The sequence below is a fragment of the Pseudomonas sp. KnCO4 genome (assembly GCF_045344305.1).
Classification (GTDB): domain Bacteria; phylum Pseudomonadota; class Gammaproteobacteria; order Pseudomonadales; family Pseudomonadaceae; genus Aquipseudomonas; species Aquipseudomonas anuradhapurensis.
In genome coordinates, this window is the sequence record NZ_CP174199.1 from 979010 (window position 1) to 994643 (window position 15634).

The 15634-nt window shown below is 63.8% G+C and carries 14 protein-coding genes and 1 pseudogene; 7 read left to right on the forward strand and 8 right to left on the reverse strand.

Going from position 1 to position 15634, the window contains the following annotated elements; genetic code table 11:
• Positions 1-61: 61 nt before the first annotated feature.
• Both ACJA3S_RS04590 and ACJA3S_RS04595 read right to left on the reverse strand, forming a co-directional pair.
• On the reverse strand, positions 62-1687 hold the full coding sequence (locus tag ACJA3S_RS04590; protein WP_406820979.1) for an ABC transporter substrate-binding protein: 1626 nt from the start codon (positions 1685-1687) through the stop codon (positions 62-64).
• A 320-nt stretch (positions 1688-2007) separates the two neighbouring features.
• Positions 2008-2724 carry an SIMPL domain-containing protein gene (locus ACJA3S_RS04595; protein ID WP_186686228.1) on the reverse strand — a complete coding sequence of 239 codons (717 nt, stop codon included), beginning with the start codon at positions 2722-2724 and terminating at the stop codon, positions 2008-2010.
• 203 nt (positions 2725-2927) lie between these two features.
• On the opposite strand from ACJA3S_RS04595, the gene ACJA3S_RS04600 reads away from it, so the two are divergent.
• From ACJA3S_RS04600 to ACJA3S_RS04615, 4 genes are all read left to right on the forward strand, one after another.
• Positions 2928-4184 carry an ATP-binding protein gene (locus tag ACJA3S_RS04600; RefSeq protein WP_406820980.1) on the forward strand — a complete coding sequence of 419 codons (1257 nt, stop codon included), beginning with the start codon at positions 2928-2930 and terminating at the stop codon, positions 4182-4184.
• A complete protein-coding gene (locus ACJA3S_RS04605; protein WP_186673416.1) occupies positions 4184-4744 on the forward strand; it encodes a response regulator transcription factor in 561 nt (186 codons plus the stop codon). The genes ACJA3S_RS04600 and ACJA3S_RS04605 overlap by 1 nt, the downstream gene beginning before the upstream one ends.
• Positions 4745-4959: 215 nt before the next feature.
• Positions 4960-5901, forward strand: coding sequence for an AEC family transporter (locus ACJA3S_RS04610; RefSeq protein ID WP_406820981.1), 942 nt, complete (start codon positions 4960-4962; stop codon positions 5899-5901).
• A gap of 55 nt (positions 5902-5956) precedes the next feature.
• Positions 5957-7315 (forward strand): amino acid permease, encoded by a 1359-nt coding sequence (locus tag ACJA3S_RS04615; protein ID WP_406820982.1) that lies wholly within the window; start codon positions 5957-5959, stop codon positions 7313-7315.
• Between the two features lie 126 nt (positions 7316-7441).
• Here ACJA3S_RS04615 and ACJA3S_RS04620 read toward each other — a convergent pair.
• The 6 genes and pseudogenes from ACJA3S_RS04620 to gatC all read right to left on the reverse strand — a co-directional run bounded on the left by ACJA3S_RS04620 (position 7442) and on the right by gatC (position 12669).
• Positions 7442-7816 (reverse strand): annotated as a pseudogene (locus ACJA3S_RS04620) (carboxymuconolactone decarboxylase family protein).
• A gap of 10 nt (positions 7817-7826) precedes the next feature.
• Complete coding sequence (locus tag ACJA3S_RS04625) at positions 7827-8870, reverse strand: calcium/sodium antiporter (RefSeq protein ID WP_406822203.1); 1044 nt, start codon at positions 8868-8870, stop codon at positions 7827-7829.
• 60 nt (positions 8871-8930) lie between these two features.
• Positions 8931-9305, reverse strand: coding sequence for a septal ring lytic transglycosylase RlpA family protein (locus ACJA3S_RS04630; RefSeq protein ID WP_406820983.1), 375 nt, complete (start codon positions 9303-9305; stop codon positions 8931-8933).
• A gap of 152 nt (positions 9306-9457) precedes the next feature.
• Positions 9458-10903, reverse strand: coding sequence for an Asp-tRNA(Asn)/Glu-tRNA(Gln) amidotransferase subunit GatB (gene gatB, locus ACJA3S_RS04635; protein ID WP_170028393.1), 1446 nt, complete (start codon positions 10901-10903; stop codon positions 9458-9460).
• A gap of 11 nt (positions 10904-10914) precedes the next feature.
• Positions 10915-12366: an Asp-tRNA(Asn)/Glu-tRNA(Gln) amidotransferase subunit GatA gene (gene gatA / locus ACJA3S_RS04640; RefSeq protein ID WP_406820984.1), complete on the reverse strand. Its 1452-nt coding sequence runs from the start codon at positions 12364-12366 to the stop codon at positions 10915-10917.
• 15 nt (positions 12367-12381) lie between these two features.
• Positions 12382-12669: an Asp-tRNA(Asn)/Glu-tRNA(Gln) amidotransferase subunit GatC gene (gene gatC / locus ACJA3S_RS04645; protein ID WP_003255165.1), complete on the reverse strand. Its 288-nt coding sequence runs from the start codon at positions 12667-12669 to the stop codon at positions 12382-12384.
• Between the two features lie 205 nt (positions 12670-12874).
• On the opposite strand from gatC, the gene mreB reads away from it, so the two are divergent.
• The 3 genes from mreB (at position 12875) to mreD (ending at position 15631) form a co-directional block, all read left to right on the forward strand.
• Positions 12875-13912 (forward strand): rod shape-determining protein MreB, encoded by a 1038-nt coding sequence (mreB, locus tag ACJA3S_RS04650; protein WP_003255163.1) that lies wholly within the window; start codon positions 12875-12877, stop codon positions 13910-13912.
• 196 nt (positions 13913-14108) lie between these two features.
• A complete protein-coding gene (gene mreC / locus ACJA3S_RS04655) occupies positions 14109-15143 on the forward strand; it encodes a rod shape-determining protein MreC (protein ID WP_406822204.1) in 1035 nt (344 codons plus the stop codon).
• Positions 15143-15631 (forward strand): rod shape-determining protein MreD, encoded by a 489-nt coding sequence (gene mreD, locus ACJA3S_RS04660; RefSeq protein WP_170028395.1) that lies wholly within the window; start codon positions 15143-15145, stop codon positions 15629-15631. The genes mreC and mreD overlap by 1 nt, the downstream gene beginning before the upstream one ends.
• Positions 15632-15634: the final 3 nt, after the last annotated feature.

A 15634-nucleotide genomic window follows, 5' to 3' on the forward strand; every position in this document is an offset into this window, starting at 1 on the left:
ACATGAAGGGGGAGGCGAGGTTGGCAGGGGCACCCGCACTTCAGCGGGTGCCACAGCTAGCCTATTTGTCCACGCTGACGCCGTAGAAGGAGTTCAGGCCGAACGGGCTGATCTTGAAGTCCTTCACCTTGGCGCTCATCGGCTGGTACACGGTGGAGTGGGCGATCGGGGTGATCGGCACCTGCTCCTTGAGGATGTGCTGTGCCTGCTTGTACAGCTCGGTGCGCTTGGCCTGGTCGGGAGTGGCCTTGGCCTGCTTGATCAGGTCGTCGTAGGGTTTGTAGCACCACTTGGAGAAGTTGTTGCCGTTCATGGCATCGCAGCCGTACAAGGTGCCCAGCCAGTTGTCCGGGTCACCATTGTCACCGCTCCAGCCGATCAGCATGGCGCCCTGTTCGCCACCCTTGGAACGTTTGATGTATTCACCCCATTCATAGCTGACGATCTTCGCCTTGATGCCCACCTTGGCCCAGTCCGATTGCAGCATTTCGGCCATCAGCTTGGCATTGGGGTTGTACGGGCGCTGCACCGGCATGGCCCACAGGGAGATCTCGGTGCCTTCCTTGATGCCGGCTTCCTTGAGCAGCTGCCGGGCTTTCTCCGGGTCGTACGGGGCGTCCTTGATGCTGTCGTCGTAGGACCACTGGGTGGGCGGCATGCCATTGACCGCCAGCTGGCCGGCGCCCTGGTAGACCGACTCGATGATCTTCTTCTTGTCCACGGCCATGTCCAGCGCCTGGCGGACTTTCAGCTGGGCCAGCGGGTTGGCTTCGTTGCTGCCCTTGACCTTGTCCATCACGTTGTAGGCGATGTAGCCGAGGTTGAAGCCGGCCTGGTCAGGCATCTGCAGCTTGGGATCCTGCTTCAGCGGCTGGATGTCGGCCGGGCGCGGGAACAGGGTGACCTGGCATTCGTTTTTCTTCAGTTTCTGCATGCGCACCGAGGCGTCGGTGGTGATGGCGAAGATCAGGTTGTCGATCTTCACGTCATCCGGTTGCCAGTAGTCCTTGTTGCCCTTGAAGCGGATCTGCGCGTCCTTCTGGTACTTGCTGAACACGAACGGGCCGGTGCCGATCGGCTTCTGGTTGATATCGGCAGCCTTGCCCTCCTTGAGCAACTGGTCGGCGTATTCGGCGGACTGGATCGAGGCAAAGCTCATGGCCAGGTTCTGGATGAAGGCGGCGTCGACCTCGTTGAGGGTGAACCTCACCGTGTGGTCGTCGAGCTTCTCCACCTTGGCGATGTTCTTGTCCATGCCCATGTCGGTGAAGTACGGGAACTCGGTGGGGTAGGCCTTGCGGAACGGGTGGTCCTTGTCGAGCATGCGGTCGAAGGTGAACAGCACGTCGTCGGCGTTGAATGCCCGGCTGGGCTTGAAGTAGTCGGTGCTGTGGAACTTGACCCCGTCGCGCAGGTGGAAGGTGTAGGTCTTGCCGTCGTCGGACACTTCCCACTTGGTCGCCAGGCCCGGGATCACGGCGGTACCGCCGCGTTCGAACTGGGTCAGGCGGTTGAACACGGTCTCGGCCGAGGCGTCGAAATCGGTCCCCGTGGTGTATTGCCCCGGGTCGAAGCCGGCCGGGCTGCCTTCGGAGCAGAACACCAGGTTGGACGCGGCGAGGGCCGACGGTGCGCCGGAGAGCAAGCCTGCGCCTAGCAGGAACGGAATGACTGCGTGTTTGAGCATGGTGGCCTCATTGTTGTCATTTTTCGATTTGAGGTGGCCTCGTGAGCCGACCTGCGGATACTTATGCAGGGGGTGTACCCAATGCAATACGGGAAGGGTTCCTTGGCGCCAGAAAAGTGGTACGGCCGTACATGGATGTCGCATTGGTGTAACTTTTCGCGAAGTTGAACGTTTGCGAGGGCAGAATGATGGCTTTTTGCGGGATATTTCGGGGCGGGGAAAGCTGTAGGAAGCACCTGAATGGTGCGTAGGAGTGTTCTGAAAAGCTTGAGGTTGACGCGCTCTTCAAGGAGCGGGCTCGCCCGCTCCCATGGGTTGGATCAGGGCATTTGCACTTCGATCAGGCCATCGGCATTCATGCTGACTTCGCTGGTGCCAGCCTCGATATCCGGTGCCGGCGCCGCTTCATCGGCTGCCATCGCCTTCATCGGCATTGGCGCGCTGCGCATGTAGGGGTGGGGGTAACCACTGCTGTTGAGGTTCAGGCTGACTACCTTGTAGCCCTTGCCGCCCAGCGCCTCGGTGGCCAGTTGCGCGCGTGCCTTGAAGGCATCCACCGCATCCTTGAGCAGCGCATCCTCACTGGCCTTGCGCGTGGCCGGGGCAATGGAGAAGTCCATGCCGCCCATCTTCAGTTCCTGCAGCAGGTCGGCGGTCAATTGCGACAGGGCCGGGAAGTTGGCGCTTTCCAGGCGCAGCTCGGCGCGCTCGCGCCAGCCGGTGATCTTCTGCCCCTTGCTGTCATACACCGGGTAGCTGTTGCGGCTGCCCTGGCTGATCTTCACGTCCTTGACCTGGCGCGCCTGCTTGACGGCCTTGTTCATGGTTTCGGTGATCTGCTGGGCGAGCTTGCCCGGGTCGGTGTTCTGCGCTTCGCTGTAGAGGGTCACCACCATCAGGTCGCGCGCCACTTCCTTGCTGACTTCAGCACGCAGCGATACCTGGTTGTAGCGCGGTTCATCGGCAGCCAGCGCCGGCAGGCTGGCGAGCAGGCCGCAGGACAGGATCAGCGCGGCGCCGCGACGAGGGTTTTGCATGTGGGATACTCCTTGGCAATAAAAGGCGTGGGCTTTGGCCATCCATTCCACGCATGGGCCATCAGACCGGCAACAGTGTAGTGGGTTCAAAAGTGCCATCATGGACTTGTGACAAAGTGTGGCGCTTTGCCGCATCACTGCAGCGCGGCGCCAGGCTTCGGTATACTCCAGCCGATTTTCTGGAGCACTCATCAGGAGAGCTCATGCTCGCCGCCGTACAACCGCTGTCCGCTACCCGCCAGAACCTCTGGCGCCTGACCGTCATTCGGGTCCTGGTCCTGGCTGCCCAGGCCGGCTCCGTAGGCGTCGCCTACTGGACCGAACTGCTGCCGCTGCCCTGGCTGTCGCTGGCGGGCACCTTGGCCTTGTCATCGCTGCTGTGTGCTTTCACGGCCCTGCGCCTGCGCCTGTCGTTGCCGGTCACCGAGCTGGAATACGCCCTGCAGCTGGCCTGTGACCTGCTGATCCACAGTGCCTTGCTGTACTACTCCGGCGGTTCGACCAACCCGTTCGTGTCGTATTACCTGGTGCCGCTGGCGATTGCTGCGGTGACCTTGCCGTGGCTGTATTCGCTGATCCTTTCCGGCATCGCGCTGACCGCCTACAGCTTGCTGCTGGTGCAGTTCTACCCGCTCGAAGGCTTGCCGATGGCGCGGGACAAGATGCAGGTCTATGGCATGTGGCTGAGCATCGCCCTGGCCGCTGCCGTGATCACCTTCTTTGCCGCACGCATGGCCGAAGAGCTGCGTCGCCAGGAGCAGTTGCGCTCCGAGCGGCGCGAAGAAAGCCTGCGCGACGAGCAGCTGCTGGCCGTGGCCACCCAGGCTGCCGGCGCCGCCCATGAGCTGGGCACGCCGTTGGCGACCATGAGCGTGTTGCTCAACGAAATGCGCCAGGACCACGCCGACCCGCTGCTACAGGAAGACCTGCAGATCCTCCAGGACCAGGTGAAGCTGTGCAAGGAGACCCTGCAGCAACTGGTGCGCGCCGCCGAGGCCAATCGCCGCCTGGCGGTGGTGGAGCAGGACGTGACGGCCTGGCTCGACGAAGCGCTCAACCGCTGGCACCTGATGCGTCCGGAGGCCAGCTACCGCTTCCAGCGCCTGCGCGACGGCCAGGTACCGCGCCTGACCCCGCCACCCGACCTGACCCAGGCGCTGCTGAACCTGTTGAACAATGCTGCCGATGCCTGCCCCGATGACCTTGAAGTGCGCCTGGACTGGGATGCCCAGGACATCGTCATCAGTATCCGCGACCATGGCCCCGGCGTGCCGCCGGCCATTGCCGAAGCCATCGGCAAGCCCTTCATTACCACCAAAGGCAAAGGCTTCGGCCTGGGCCTGTTCTTGAGCAAGGCCAGCGTGACCCGTGCGGGCGGTTCGGTGAAACTCTATAGTCATGAACAGGGTGGCACCCTGACCGAACTGCGCCTGCCCCATGGCAAGCGAGGAGATGAATGATGAGCGAAGAAAACCAGGTCGAAAGCGAAGAGCTTCCGCACCTGCTGCTGGTGGATGACGATGCCACCTTCACCCGGGTCATGGCCCGTGCCATGAGCCGCCGCGGGTTCCGCGTAAGCACTGCCAGCTCGGCCGAGGAAGGCTTGCTGCTGGCCCAGCAGGACCTGCCGGACTACGCCACGCTGGACCTCAAGATGGACGGCGACTCTGGCCTGGTGCTGCTGCCCAAGCTGCTGGAACTGGACCCGGAAATGCGCGTGGTGATCCTGACTGGCTACTCGAGCATTGCCACCGCCGTGGAGGCGGTCAAGCGTGGCGCCTGCAACTACCTGTGCAAACCGGCCGATGCCGATGACGTGCTGGCGGCGCTGCTGTCGGAACACACCGACCTGGATACCCTGGTGCCGGAAAACCCGATGTCGGTCGACCGCCTGCAGTGGGAGCACATCCAGCGTGTGCTGAACGAGCACGAAGGCAATATCTCGGCCACTGCGCGGGCGCTCGGCATGCACCGCCGGACCTTGCAGCGCAAACTGCAGAAGCGCCCGGTGCGGCGCTGATTCCTGCCGGGCTTGTACCGGCCCTTTCGCGGGCGCGCCGCTCCCACAGGTACTGCACAGGTCTTGGGCTTGTGGAATACCTGTGGGAGCGGGCAAGCCCGCGAAGAGGCTGGTACTGAAAGAGATTTCTCTGTATTACCCCGCGATCCCCGCAAGTCCCGGCCGTTGGCGTATCATTAGCCGCCTAACGGCAACTCCTCCAGGATCGCTTGCGCATGCTCGCCCTTCTTATCCAGACGCTGAACATCACGGCACCGGTCTTCGCCATGCTGTTCATGGGTGTGCTGCTCAAACGCATCCGTCTGATCGATGACAATTTCAACCGCGTCGCCTCGCAGCTGGTATTCAACGTATGCATGCCGGCGCTGCTGTTTCTCGGCATCTACCACGCCGACCTGGGCGCTGCGGTCAAGCCCGGGGTCCTGCTGTATTTCATCGCCGCCACCCTGGTCGGCTTCGCCATCGCCTGGGGGCTGGCCATCTGGCGCTGCCCCGAAGCGGACCGGGGCATCTACACCCAAGGCGCATTCCGTGGCAACAACGGTGTGATCGGCCTGGCCCTGGCCGCCAGCCTGTACGGTGACTACGGTATTTCCCTGGGCGCGGTGCTCGCCGGCCTGGTGATCCTGCTGTACAACTCGCTGTCGGCGGTGGTGCTGGCGGTGTACAGCCCGGACCTGAAGTCCGACCCATGGAGCATCTGCAAGAGCATCTTCAGCAACCCGTTGATCATCAGCGTACTGGTGGCCACGCCGATGGCCTACGGCCAGGTGCCGCTGCCCAACTGGCTGCTCACTTCGGGCGACTATCTGGCGCAGATGACCCTGCCGCTGGCATTGATCTGCATCGGTGGCACCCTGTCGCTGGCGGCGTTGCGCGACAGCGGCAGGCTGGCCATCGACGCCAGCCTGGTGAAGATGGTCTGGCTGCCGCTGGTCGGCACCTTGGGCGCCTGGCTGTGCGGCTTTCGCGGTGCCGAACTGGGCATCCTGTTCCTCTACATCGGCAGCCCGACCGCAGCAGCCAGCTACGTGATGGCGCGGGCAGCCAACGGTAACCATGAGCTGGCGGCGTCAATCATCGTGGTTACCACGCTGATGGCGGCAATTACCACCAATATTGGTATTTTCATCTTGCAGTGGGGCGGATGGATCTAGATCCTTCACTGCAAATAACACAACAACACTGCCTCACTGAGCTAAAGGACACTTCATGCAAGACCAGAGCACGCCCGAGCGGTTGCAGCGCGGGCTGAAGAATCGCCATATCCAGCTGATTGCGCTGGGTGGGGCTATCGGCACCGGTTTGTTCCTGGGTATCGCCCAAACCATCCAGCTGGCCGGCCCCTCCGTGCTGCTGGGCTATGCCATCGCCGGTCTGATGGCCTTCCTGATCATGCGCCAACTTGGCGAAATGGTGGTGGAGGAGCCGGTGGCCGGCAGCTTCAGCCACTTCGCGCACCAGTACTGGAGCGAGTTCGCCGGTTTCGTCTCGGGCTGGAACTACTGGGTGGTGTACGTGCTGGTCGGCATGGCCGAACTCACCGCGGTGGGTATCTATGTGCAGTACTGGTGGCCGGGCTTCCCCACCTGGGCGACGGCAGCGATCTTCTTCGTGGTGATCAACCTGATCAACCTGACCCAGGTGAAGGTCTATGGCGAGATGGAATTCTGGTTCGCCCTGGTCAAGGTGGTGGCCATCGTCAGCATGATCGGTTTCGGCGCCTGGTTGCTGGCCAGCGGCCATGGCGGCCCGGATGCCAGCGTGGCCAACCTGTGGCAGTACGGCGGCTTCTTCCCCAACGGTGTCACCGGCCTGGTGATGGCATTGGCGGTGATCATGTTCTCGTTCGGCGGCCTGGAACTGGTGGGTATCACTGCCGCCGAGGCCGACAACCCGCGCCAGAGCATCCCCAAGGCCACCAACCAGGTGGTGTACCGCATCCTCATCTTCTACATCGGTGCCCTGGCGGTGCTGCTGTCGCTGTACCCGTGGCAGAAGGTGGTGCAGGGCGGCAGTCCGTTCGTGATGATCTTCCACGAACTGGACAGTGACCTGGTGGCGACCATCCTCAACATCGTGGTGCTGACGGCCGCGCTGTCGGTGTACAACAGCTGTGTATACGCCAACAGCCGCATGCTGTTCGGCCTGGCCAGCCAGGGCGACGCGCCGCGGCAGTTGCTGAAGGTCAGCCGCAGCGGCGTGCCGCTGACCGCGCTGGGCGTGTCGGCGCTGGCGACCGGGCTGTGTGTGCTGATCAACTACCTGATGCCAGGTGAAGCGTTCGGGTTGCTGATGGCGCTGGCGGTCTCGGCGCTGGTGATCAACTGGGCGAGCATCAGCATTACCCACCTGAAATTCCGCAAGGCCAAGCTGGCGGCCGGGATCATGCCGTTCTACAAGAGCTGGGGGCACCCGTTGACCAACTACCTGTGCCTGGCGTTTATCGTGTTGATCCTGGTGGTGATGTACCTGACCCCGCCGATTCGCATTTCGGTGATGCTGATTCCAGCGTGGATTGCTGCGCTGTGGGTGGCCTTCAAGCTGAAGAAGGCGCGCCAGGCCAAGTAGGCAAGGCAGGTCTGGCCTCTTCGCGGGCACGCCCGCTCCCACAGGTACTGCACAGGTTTCGGAGCCTGTGGGGTCCCTGTGGGAGCGGGCGCGCCCGCGAAGAGGCCGGGCCTGAAAAAGGCTGAATCAGCCCTGATAGCTGTCAATCACTTCCTGCGCGGCCCGGAACGCATCGATCGCCGCCGGCACCCCGGCGTACACCGCGCAATGCAGCAGCGCTTCACGAATCTACTCCACCGTACAGCCATTGTTCAACGCCCCGCGTACATGCCCCTTGAGTTCCTGCGGGCACTTGAGTGCCGTCAGCGTCGCCAGGGTAATCAGGCTGCGGGTTTTCAACGGCAGGCCGTCGCGCGCCCACACGCTGCCCCAGGCATGTTCGTTGACGAAATCCTGCAGCGGCTGGGTAAAGTCGGTGGCATTGCCCAGGGCGCGGTCGACGAACGCGTCGCCCATTACCTGGCGGCGAATCTGCTCGCCGCTCTTGTTGCTATCAGCCATGTTGTTTTCCTTAGTGTTGGCGGCGCCAGGCACGCACGGTGGTGTACAGCAACACCACGGCGAGCACTGGCAGTACGTAGAACAGCATCAGCCGCTCCAGGCGGCCGGCCAGCGGCAGGCCCATGGTGAACGCCGCCACGTGCAGCCCATAGGCCAGATACAGGCAGAGGAACACCAGGCCTTCGGCGCGGGTGATGCGGTAGCCGGAATAGAACACTGGCAGGCTCAGCGCGGCAACGCCAAGCATCACTGGCAGGTCGAAGGCCAGGGCGTTGGGTGAAATCGACAGCGGTTGCGGGGTGACCAGTGCAGTCAGGCCCAGTACGGCCAGCAGGTTGAACAGGTTGCTGCCGATCACCGTACCCACGGCAATTTCCCGCTCCCCGCGCAGTGCGGCGATCAGCGCGGCGGCCAGTTCCGGCAGGGAGGTGCAGATGGCGACCACGGTCAGGCCGATGATGCGCTCGGACAGGCCGAGGTCGGTGGCCACTTCCACCGCGGCTTCCAGCAGCAGATGGCCGGCCAGGCTCAGCAGGCCCAGCCCGGCCAGCACCTGCAACAGCGTGCCCGACCAGAAGCGCCCGGCGCTGGTGACGAGCGTGGTCGGTGCAGGGTAGGTGCGTGCATAGTGGCGGGACTGATGCCACAGCGTGGCCAGGTAGCCGGCCAGGCCAAGTAGCAGCAATGCCCCTTCGATGCGGCCCAGGTGGCCGTTGGCGGCTAGCCCGAAGACCAGCCCGCTGGCGGCGATCATCAGTGGAATGTCCAGGCGCACCAGTTGCCGTGACACGCGCAGCGGAATGATCAGCGCGGCCAGGCCGAGGATGACCAGCACATTGAAGATGTTGCTGCCGACCACGCTGCCCACTGCCACGTCCGGTGCCCCCTGGTAGGCGGCTTGCAGGCTCACCGTCAGTTGCGGCGCGGTGCTGCCGAAGGCCACCAGGCTCAGGCCGATGATCAGCGGGCGTACATGCAGGCGCTGGGCCAGGCGCAAGGCTGCGCGTACCAGCAGTTCGGCGCCAGCCACCAGCAACAGCAGGGCGATGCCCAGTTGCAGAAGGCTGAAGGTAGGAAGGGTGGCCAGGTCGAAAATGGTCGGACTCCTGTCGCGTCAGTCGCTAAGCCCTTGTACTCGCACCTGCGCGGTTCCGCTACGGATCATGCCGATTTTTTCCGCCGCGGCACGTGACAGGTCGATGAGGCGGCCACGCGTATGTGGCCCACGGTCGTTGATGCGCACTACCACGCTGCGCTGGTTGGCGGTGTTGGTGACCCGTACCCGGGTGCCGAAGGGCAGGCTGCGGTGGGCGGCGGTGAGGCCGTTCTGGTTGAACGGTTCGCCGCTGGCGGTGCGTTTGCCGTGGTGGCGCGAGCCGTAGTAGGAGGCGGTGCCCGTCTGGTCGTAGCCGCGCGGGTCGATGTCATGGCTGGCGCAGCCGGCCAGCAGGGAATAGAGGGCGAGGGCGCTCAGGGATCGTTTTAGCAATTCAGATGCTCCGATACTGCAGTTGGGGCCGCTGTGCGGCCCATCGCCGGCAGGCCGGCTCGCACAGGGAGCCACAGCCCTTGAGAGCGCTGCTGTACCTGTGCAGCTGGCTTGCCGGCGATCGAGGGCGGGGCCCTCGCCGCATTTTCAAATCACCCTTCGAGCTTGGCCTTGAGCAATTGGTTCACCTGCCCGGGGTTGGCCTTGCCTTTGGAAGCCTTCATCGCCTGGCCGACGAAGAAGCCGAACATCTTGCCGCGCTTGGCCTCGTCGGCTGCGCGGTACTGTTCGACCTGCTCGGCGTTGGCCGCCAGCACTTCGTCGAGCATCTTGTCGATCGCGCCGGTATCGGTGACCTGCTTGAGGCCTTTGCTGTCGATGATGCTGTCGGCGTCACCTTCACCGGCGGCCATGGCTTCGAACACGGTCTTGGCGATCTTGCCGCTGATGGTGTTGTCGCGAATACGCAGCAACATGCCACCCAGTTGCGCGGCGCTGACCGGCGCCTGGTCGATCTCGATGCCCAGCTTGTTCAGCAGGCTGCCCAGCTCGACCATGACCCAGTTGGCGGCCAGCTTGGCATCGCCACCGATCTTCACCACTTCTTCGAAGTAATCTGCCTGTTCGCGGCTGGATGCCAGCACGTTGGCATCGTAGGCCGACAGGCCGTACTGCTGCTGGAAGCGCTCGACCTTTTGTGTCGGCAGCTCGGGCAGGCTGGCGCGGACGGTTTCCAGGAAGCTGTCCTCGATCACCACCGGCAGCAGGTCCGGGTCGGGGAAGTAACGGTAGTCGTTGGCTTCCTCCTTGCTGCGCATGGAACGGGTCTCGTCCTTGTTCGGGTCGTACAGGCGGGTTTCCTGCACCACCTTGCCGCCGTCTTCGATCAGGTCGATCTGGCGCTGGATCTCGCTGTTGATCGCGCGCTCGATGAAGCGGAACGAGTTGACGTTCTTGATCTCGCAGCGGGTGCCGAACTCGGCCTGGCCTTTTGGCCGGATCGATACGTTGCAGTCGCAACGCAGCGAGCCTTCGGCCATGTTGCCGTCGCAGATGCCCAGGTAACGCACCAGCGCGTGGATTGCCTTGACGTAGGCCACGGCTTCCTTGGCGCTGCGCATGTCCGGCTCGGAAACGATCTCCAGCAGCGGGGTGCCGGCACGGTTGAGGTCGATGCCGGTGGAGCCGCTGAAGTCTTCGTGCAGGCTCTTGCCGGCATCTTCTTCGAGGTGCGCGCGGGTTACCCCGATGCGCTTGATGGTGCCGTCTTCCAGGGCGATGTCGAGGTGGCCCTTGCCGACGATCGGCAGGTCCATTTGGCTGATCTGGTAGCCCTTGGGCAGGTCGGGGTAGAAGTAGTTCTTGCGCGCGAACACGTTGCGCTTGCCGATTTCGGCGTCGATGGCCAGGCCGAACATGCACGCCATGCGCACGGCTTCCTGGTTCAGCACCGGTAGAACGCCGGGCATGCCCAGGTCAATCAGGCTGGCCTGGGTGTTCGGCTCGGAACCGAAGGTGGTGGCGCTGCCGGAGAAGATCTTCGACTGGGTGGCGAGCTGAGTGTGGATTTCCAGCCCGATCACAACTTCCCATTGCATGTGTGAATTCCTCAGAAGCCGTTGGGGGCGCGGGTGTGCCAGTCGGTCACTTGCTGGTAGCGGTGCGCGACATTGAGCAGGCGGCCTTCCTGGAAGTACGGCGCCAGCAGTTGCACGCCGACCGGCAGGCCATCGACGAAGCCGGCTGGCATCGACAGGCCCGGCAGGCCTGCCAGGTTGGCAGTGATGGTGTAGACGTCTTCCAGGTACGCGGCGACCGGGTCGCTGCCCTTGGCGCCGAGTTTCCAGGCCGGGTTCGGCGTGGTCGGGCCGAGGATCAGGTCGACGTCGTTGAACGCGGCCATGAAGTCGTTCTTGATCAACCGGCGGATCTGCTGCGCCTTCACGTAGTAGGCGTCGTAGTAGCCAGCCGACAGGGCATAGGTACCGACCATGATGCGCCGCTGCACTTCGATGCCGAAGCCTTCGCCACGGGAACGCTTGTACAGGTCGGTCAGGTCTTTCGGGTTTTCGCAGCGGTAGCCGAAGCGCACGCCGTCGAAACGCGACAGGTTGGACGAGGCTTCAGCCGGGGCGATCACGTAGTAGGCCGGAATGGCGTGCTGCATGTTCGGCAGGCTGATTTCCTTGACCACCGCGCCGAGCTTTTCCAGCTCCTTGACGCTGGCCTGGACCAGGTCGGCAATGCGCGGGTCGAGGCCGGCACCGAAGTACTCCTTCGGCAGGCCGATGCGCAGGCCCTGCAGCGGGGCATTCAGGCTGGCGCTGTAGTCCGGTACCGGTTCCTCGATGCTGGTGGAATCCTTGGCGTCGAAGCCGGCCATGCCTTGCAGCAGCAGGGCGCAGTCTTCGGCGGTGCGTGCCAGCGGGCCGCCCTGGTCGAGGCTGGAGGCGTAGGCGATCATGCCCCAGCGCGATACGCGACCGTAGGTAGGCTTGAGGCCGGTGAGGTTGGTCAGCGCCGCCGGCTGGCGGATCGAACCGCCGGTGTCGGTGCCGGTGGTGGCCGGCAGCAGGCGCGCGGCCACGGCTGCGGCCGAACCGCCCGACGAGCCGCCCGGAACGTGCTCGAGGTTCCACGGGTTCTTCACCGCGCCGTAGTGGCTGGACTCGTTGGCCGAACCCATGGCGAATTCGTCCATGTTGGTCTTGCCCAGGGTGACCATGCCGGCTTCGGCCAGCTTGGTCACCACGGTGGCGTCATACGGCGCCTTGAAGTTGTCGAGCATCTTCGAGCCGCAACTGGTGCGTACGCCGTTGGTGCAGAACAGGTCCTTGTGGGCGATCGGGGCACCCAGCAGCGCACCGGTCTCGCCAGCGGCGCGACGGGCGTCGGCCGCCCGCGCCTGGCCCAGGGCCAGGTCTTCGGTGACGCTGATGAAGCTGTTGATCTGCGGGTCGAGCTGCTTGATGCGCGCCAGCAGGGCGCCGGTCAGCTCTTCGGAGGAAAACGACTTGTCGGCGAGTCCGCGGGCGATCTCGGCCAGGGTCAGTTGATGCATGGCAGGCTCTATCCCTTACTCGATGACTTTGGGTACCAGGTACAGACCGCTTTCGGTCGATGGCGCGATGGCCTGGTAGGCGTCGCGCTGGTTGCTTTCGGTGACCTGGTCGGGGCGCAGGCGCTGGCTGGCCTCCAGGGGGTGGGCGAGGGGCTCGATGCCCGTGGTATCGACCGCTTGCATCTGGTCGACCAGCCCGAGAATGCTGTTGAGGGCGTCGGTAATTCGTGGCAGTTCGCCATCATTCAGCCCCAGACGGGCCAGATGGGCGATCTTTTCCACGTCGCAGCGTTCAAGCGCCATGGGGATCTCCAGGGGAAACAAAGAACGGAATTTGGGTCCGCAGTGAGGAACATGTCAGCTTTCTGACGGTCTAACGGCCGCGATCATCTGCTGGCTTGCTCGGAAAAACAGCCAATTTAACATATTGGCTCCTTGCCCAAAATCCCTGCCATTGTTAGAGTTTGCCGCACTTTTTTACCCACGCTTTCCCCAGGGTCACTTTCCCATGTTCAAGAAACTGCGTGGCATGTTTTCCAGCGATCTGTCCATCGACCTGGGTACTGCCAACACCCTTATTTACGTGCGTGAGCGCGGTATCGTCCTGAATGAGCCCTCGGTTGTTGCCATCCGTACCCATGGCAACCAGAAAAGCGTCGTCGCCGTCGGTACCGAAGCCAAGCGCATGCTGGGCCGCACGCCTGGCAACATCGCTGCCATTCGTCCGATGAAGGACGGCGTGATCGCCGACTTCAGCGTTTGCGAAAAAATGTTGCAGTATTTCATCAACAAGGTTCACGAGAACAGCTTCCTGCAGCCGAGCCCGCGTGTGCTGATCTGCGTGCCGTGCAAGTCGACCCAGGTAGAGCGCCGCGCCATCCGCGAGTCGGCCCTGGGTGCCGGTGCCCGTGAAGTGTTCCTGATCGAAGAGCCGATGGCCGCTGCCATCGGTGCCGGGCTGCCGGTTGAAGAAGCCCGCGGCTCGATGGTCGTCGATATCGGTGGCGGTACCACCGAAATCGCGCTGATCTCGCTGAATGGCGTGGTCTATGCCGAATCCGTGCGCGTTGGCGGCGACCGCTTCGACGAAGCCATCGTCACCTACGTGCGCCGCAACTACGGCAGCCTGATCGGCGAATCCACCGCCGAGCGCATCAAGCAGGAAATCGGTACCGCCTACCCGGGCGGCGAAGTACGCGAAGTCGATGTCCGTGGCCGCAACCTGGCCGAAGGCGTCCCGCGTGCCTTCACCCTGAATTCCAACGAAGTGCTCGAAGCGCTGCAGGAATCCCTGGCGACCATCGTCCAGGCAGTCAAGAGCGCCCTGGAGCAGTCGCCGCCCGAGCTGGCCTCGGACATCGCCGAGCGTGGCCTGGTGCTGACCGGTGGTGGCGCGCTGCTGCGCGACCTGGACAAGCTGCTGGCCCAGGAAACCGGCCTGCCGGTGATCGTCGCCGAGGACCCGCTGACCTGTGTTGCCCGTGGCGGCGGTCGCGCCCTGGAAATGATGGACAAGCACGCGATGGACCTGCTCTCCAGCGAGTGATTTAGCTCGCTGTTCAAGAGCGCCCGGTTTACAGGTAGCACGCACAGTGCTACCTGTATGTGCTGGGCTGGCGCCTGTTCGCGGCGCCGTATCCATCAACCCGCAACCAGGCTGGTGCGTTGTCCCATGTCCAATGACCTCCTGAGTCGTCCACGAGGAACGGCCCATTAAACCGCTTTTCTCCAAGGGCCCTTCGCTGGGCGTTCGCCTGCTCGTTCTGGTAGTGCTGTCGGTCGCGTTGATGGTGGTCGACGCGCGCTTCGACGTGCTCAAGCCGGTACGCAGCCAGATGGGCCTAGTACTCATGGAGTCGTACTGGATCACCGACCTGCCGCAGCGTGCCTGGCAAGGTGTGGCCGGCCAGTTCGGCAGCCGCACCGAACTGATCGCGGAAAACGAAAAGCTCAAGACCGAAGCCCTGCTGCTGCAGGGGCGCCTGCAGAAGCTGGCGGCCCTGACCGAGCAGAACGTGCGCCTGCGCGAGTTGCTCAACTCGTCGGCGCTGGTCAACGAAAAGGTCGAAGTGGCCGAGCTGATCGGGGTCGACCCCAATCCCTTCACTCATCGCATCCTGATCAACAAGGGCGAGCGTGATGGCGTGTTCCTTGGCCAGCCGGTGCTCGATGCGCGCGGCCTGATGGGCCAGGTGGTCGAATTGATGCCCTACACCTCGCGGGTGCTGTTGCTGACCGATACCACCCACAGCATCCCGGTGCAGGTCAACCGCAACGGCCTGCGTGCGATCGCCAGTGGTACGGGCAATCCTGAGCGCCTGGAGCTGCGCCATGTGGCCGACACCGCCGACATCAAGGAAGGCGACCTGCTGGTCAGTTCCGGCATGGGCCAACGGTTCCCCGCGGGCTACCCGGTCGCCACGGTCAACGAAGTGATCCACGATTCTGGCCAGCCGTTCGCCATCGTGCGTGCCATTCCCACTGCCGCGCTCAACCGCAGCCGCTACATGCTGCTGGTGTTCAGTGACCGGCGCAGCCCGGAGCAGCGTGCCACCGAAGCTGCCATCGCCCAGGAAGAAGCCGACCGCAAGGGCTCTGCGGCGCCTGGCCAGCCGGCCAGCGCGGGTGCGCCGGGGGCAGCCGCCGGTAGCGTGCCGGCCAACCCGGCCAACCCGGCCAACCCGGCAACCCCGGCGGCCCCGGCAGCGCAGCCTGCAGCACCGGCGGCCGCCGCACCTGCCACGCCTGCCGCACCTGCCCACAACCGGAGGCAATGATGGCTGTATCGCGCCGCAACAATGGCTGGGTCATCTGGCTGACTTTCGCCCTCGGCCTGCTGCTCAGCGTCTCGCCCATGCCTCAGTTCATGGAAGTGTTCCGGCCCATGTGGCTGGCCTTGCTGGTGTCGTTCTGGACCCTCGCCGTACCGGGCAAGGTCGGCATGACCACGGCGTTCGTACTGGGCCTGGCCGAGGACGTGCTGTATGGCACCCTGCTCGGGCAGAATGCGCTGATCCTCACCCTCATTACCTTCCTGGTGCTGTCTTTGCAGCAGCGCCTGCGCATGTTCCCGATGTGGCAACAGAGCCTGGTGATCCTGGTGATCTTTGGTATCGCCCAGTTGATCCAGCTGTGGCTCAGCGCGCTGACCGGCAATCGCCTGCCCACCCTGGCACTGGTCTGGTCGGCGGTGATCAGTGCCTTGCTCTGGCCGTGGATCAGCTTCGCCCTGCGCGACCTGCGCCGACGCCTGCATATCAATTGACGG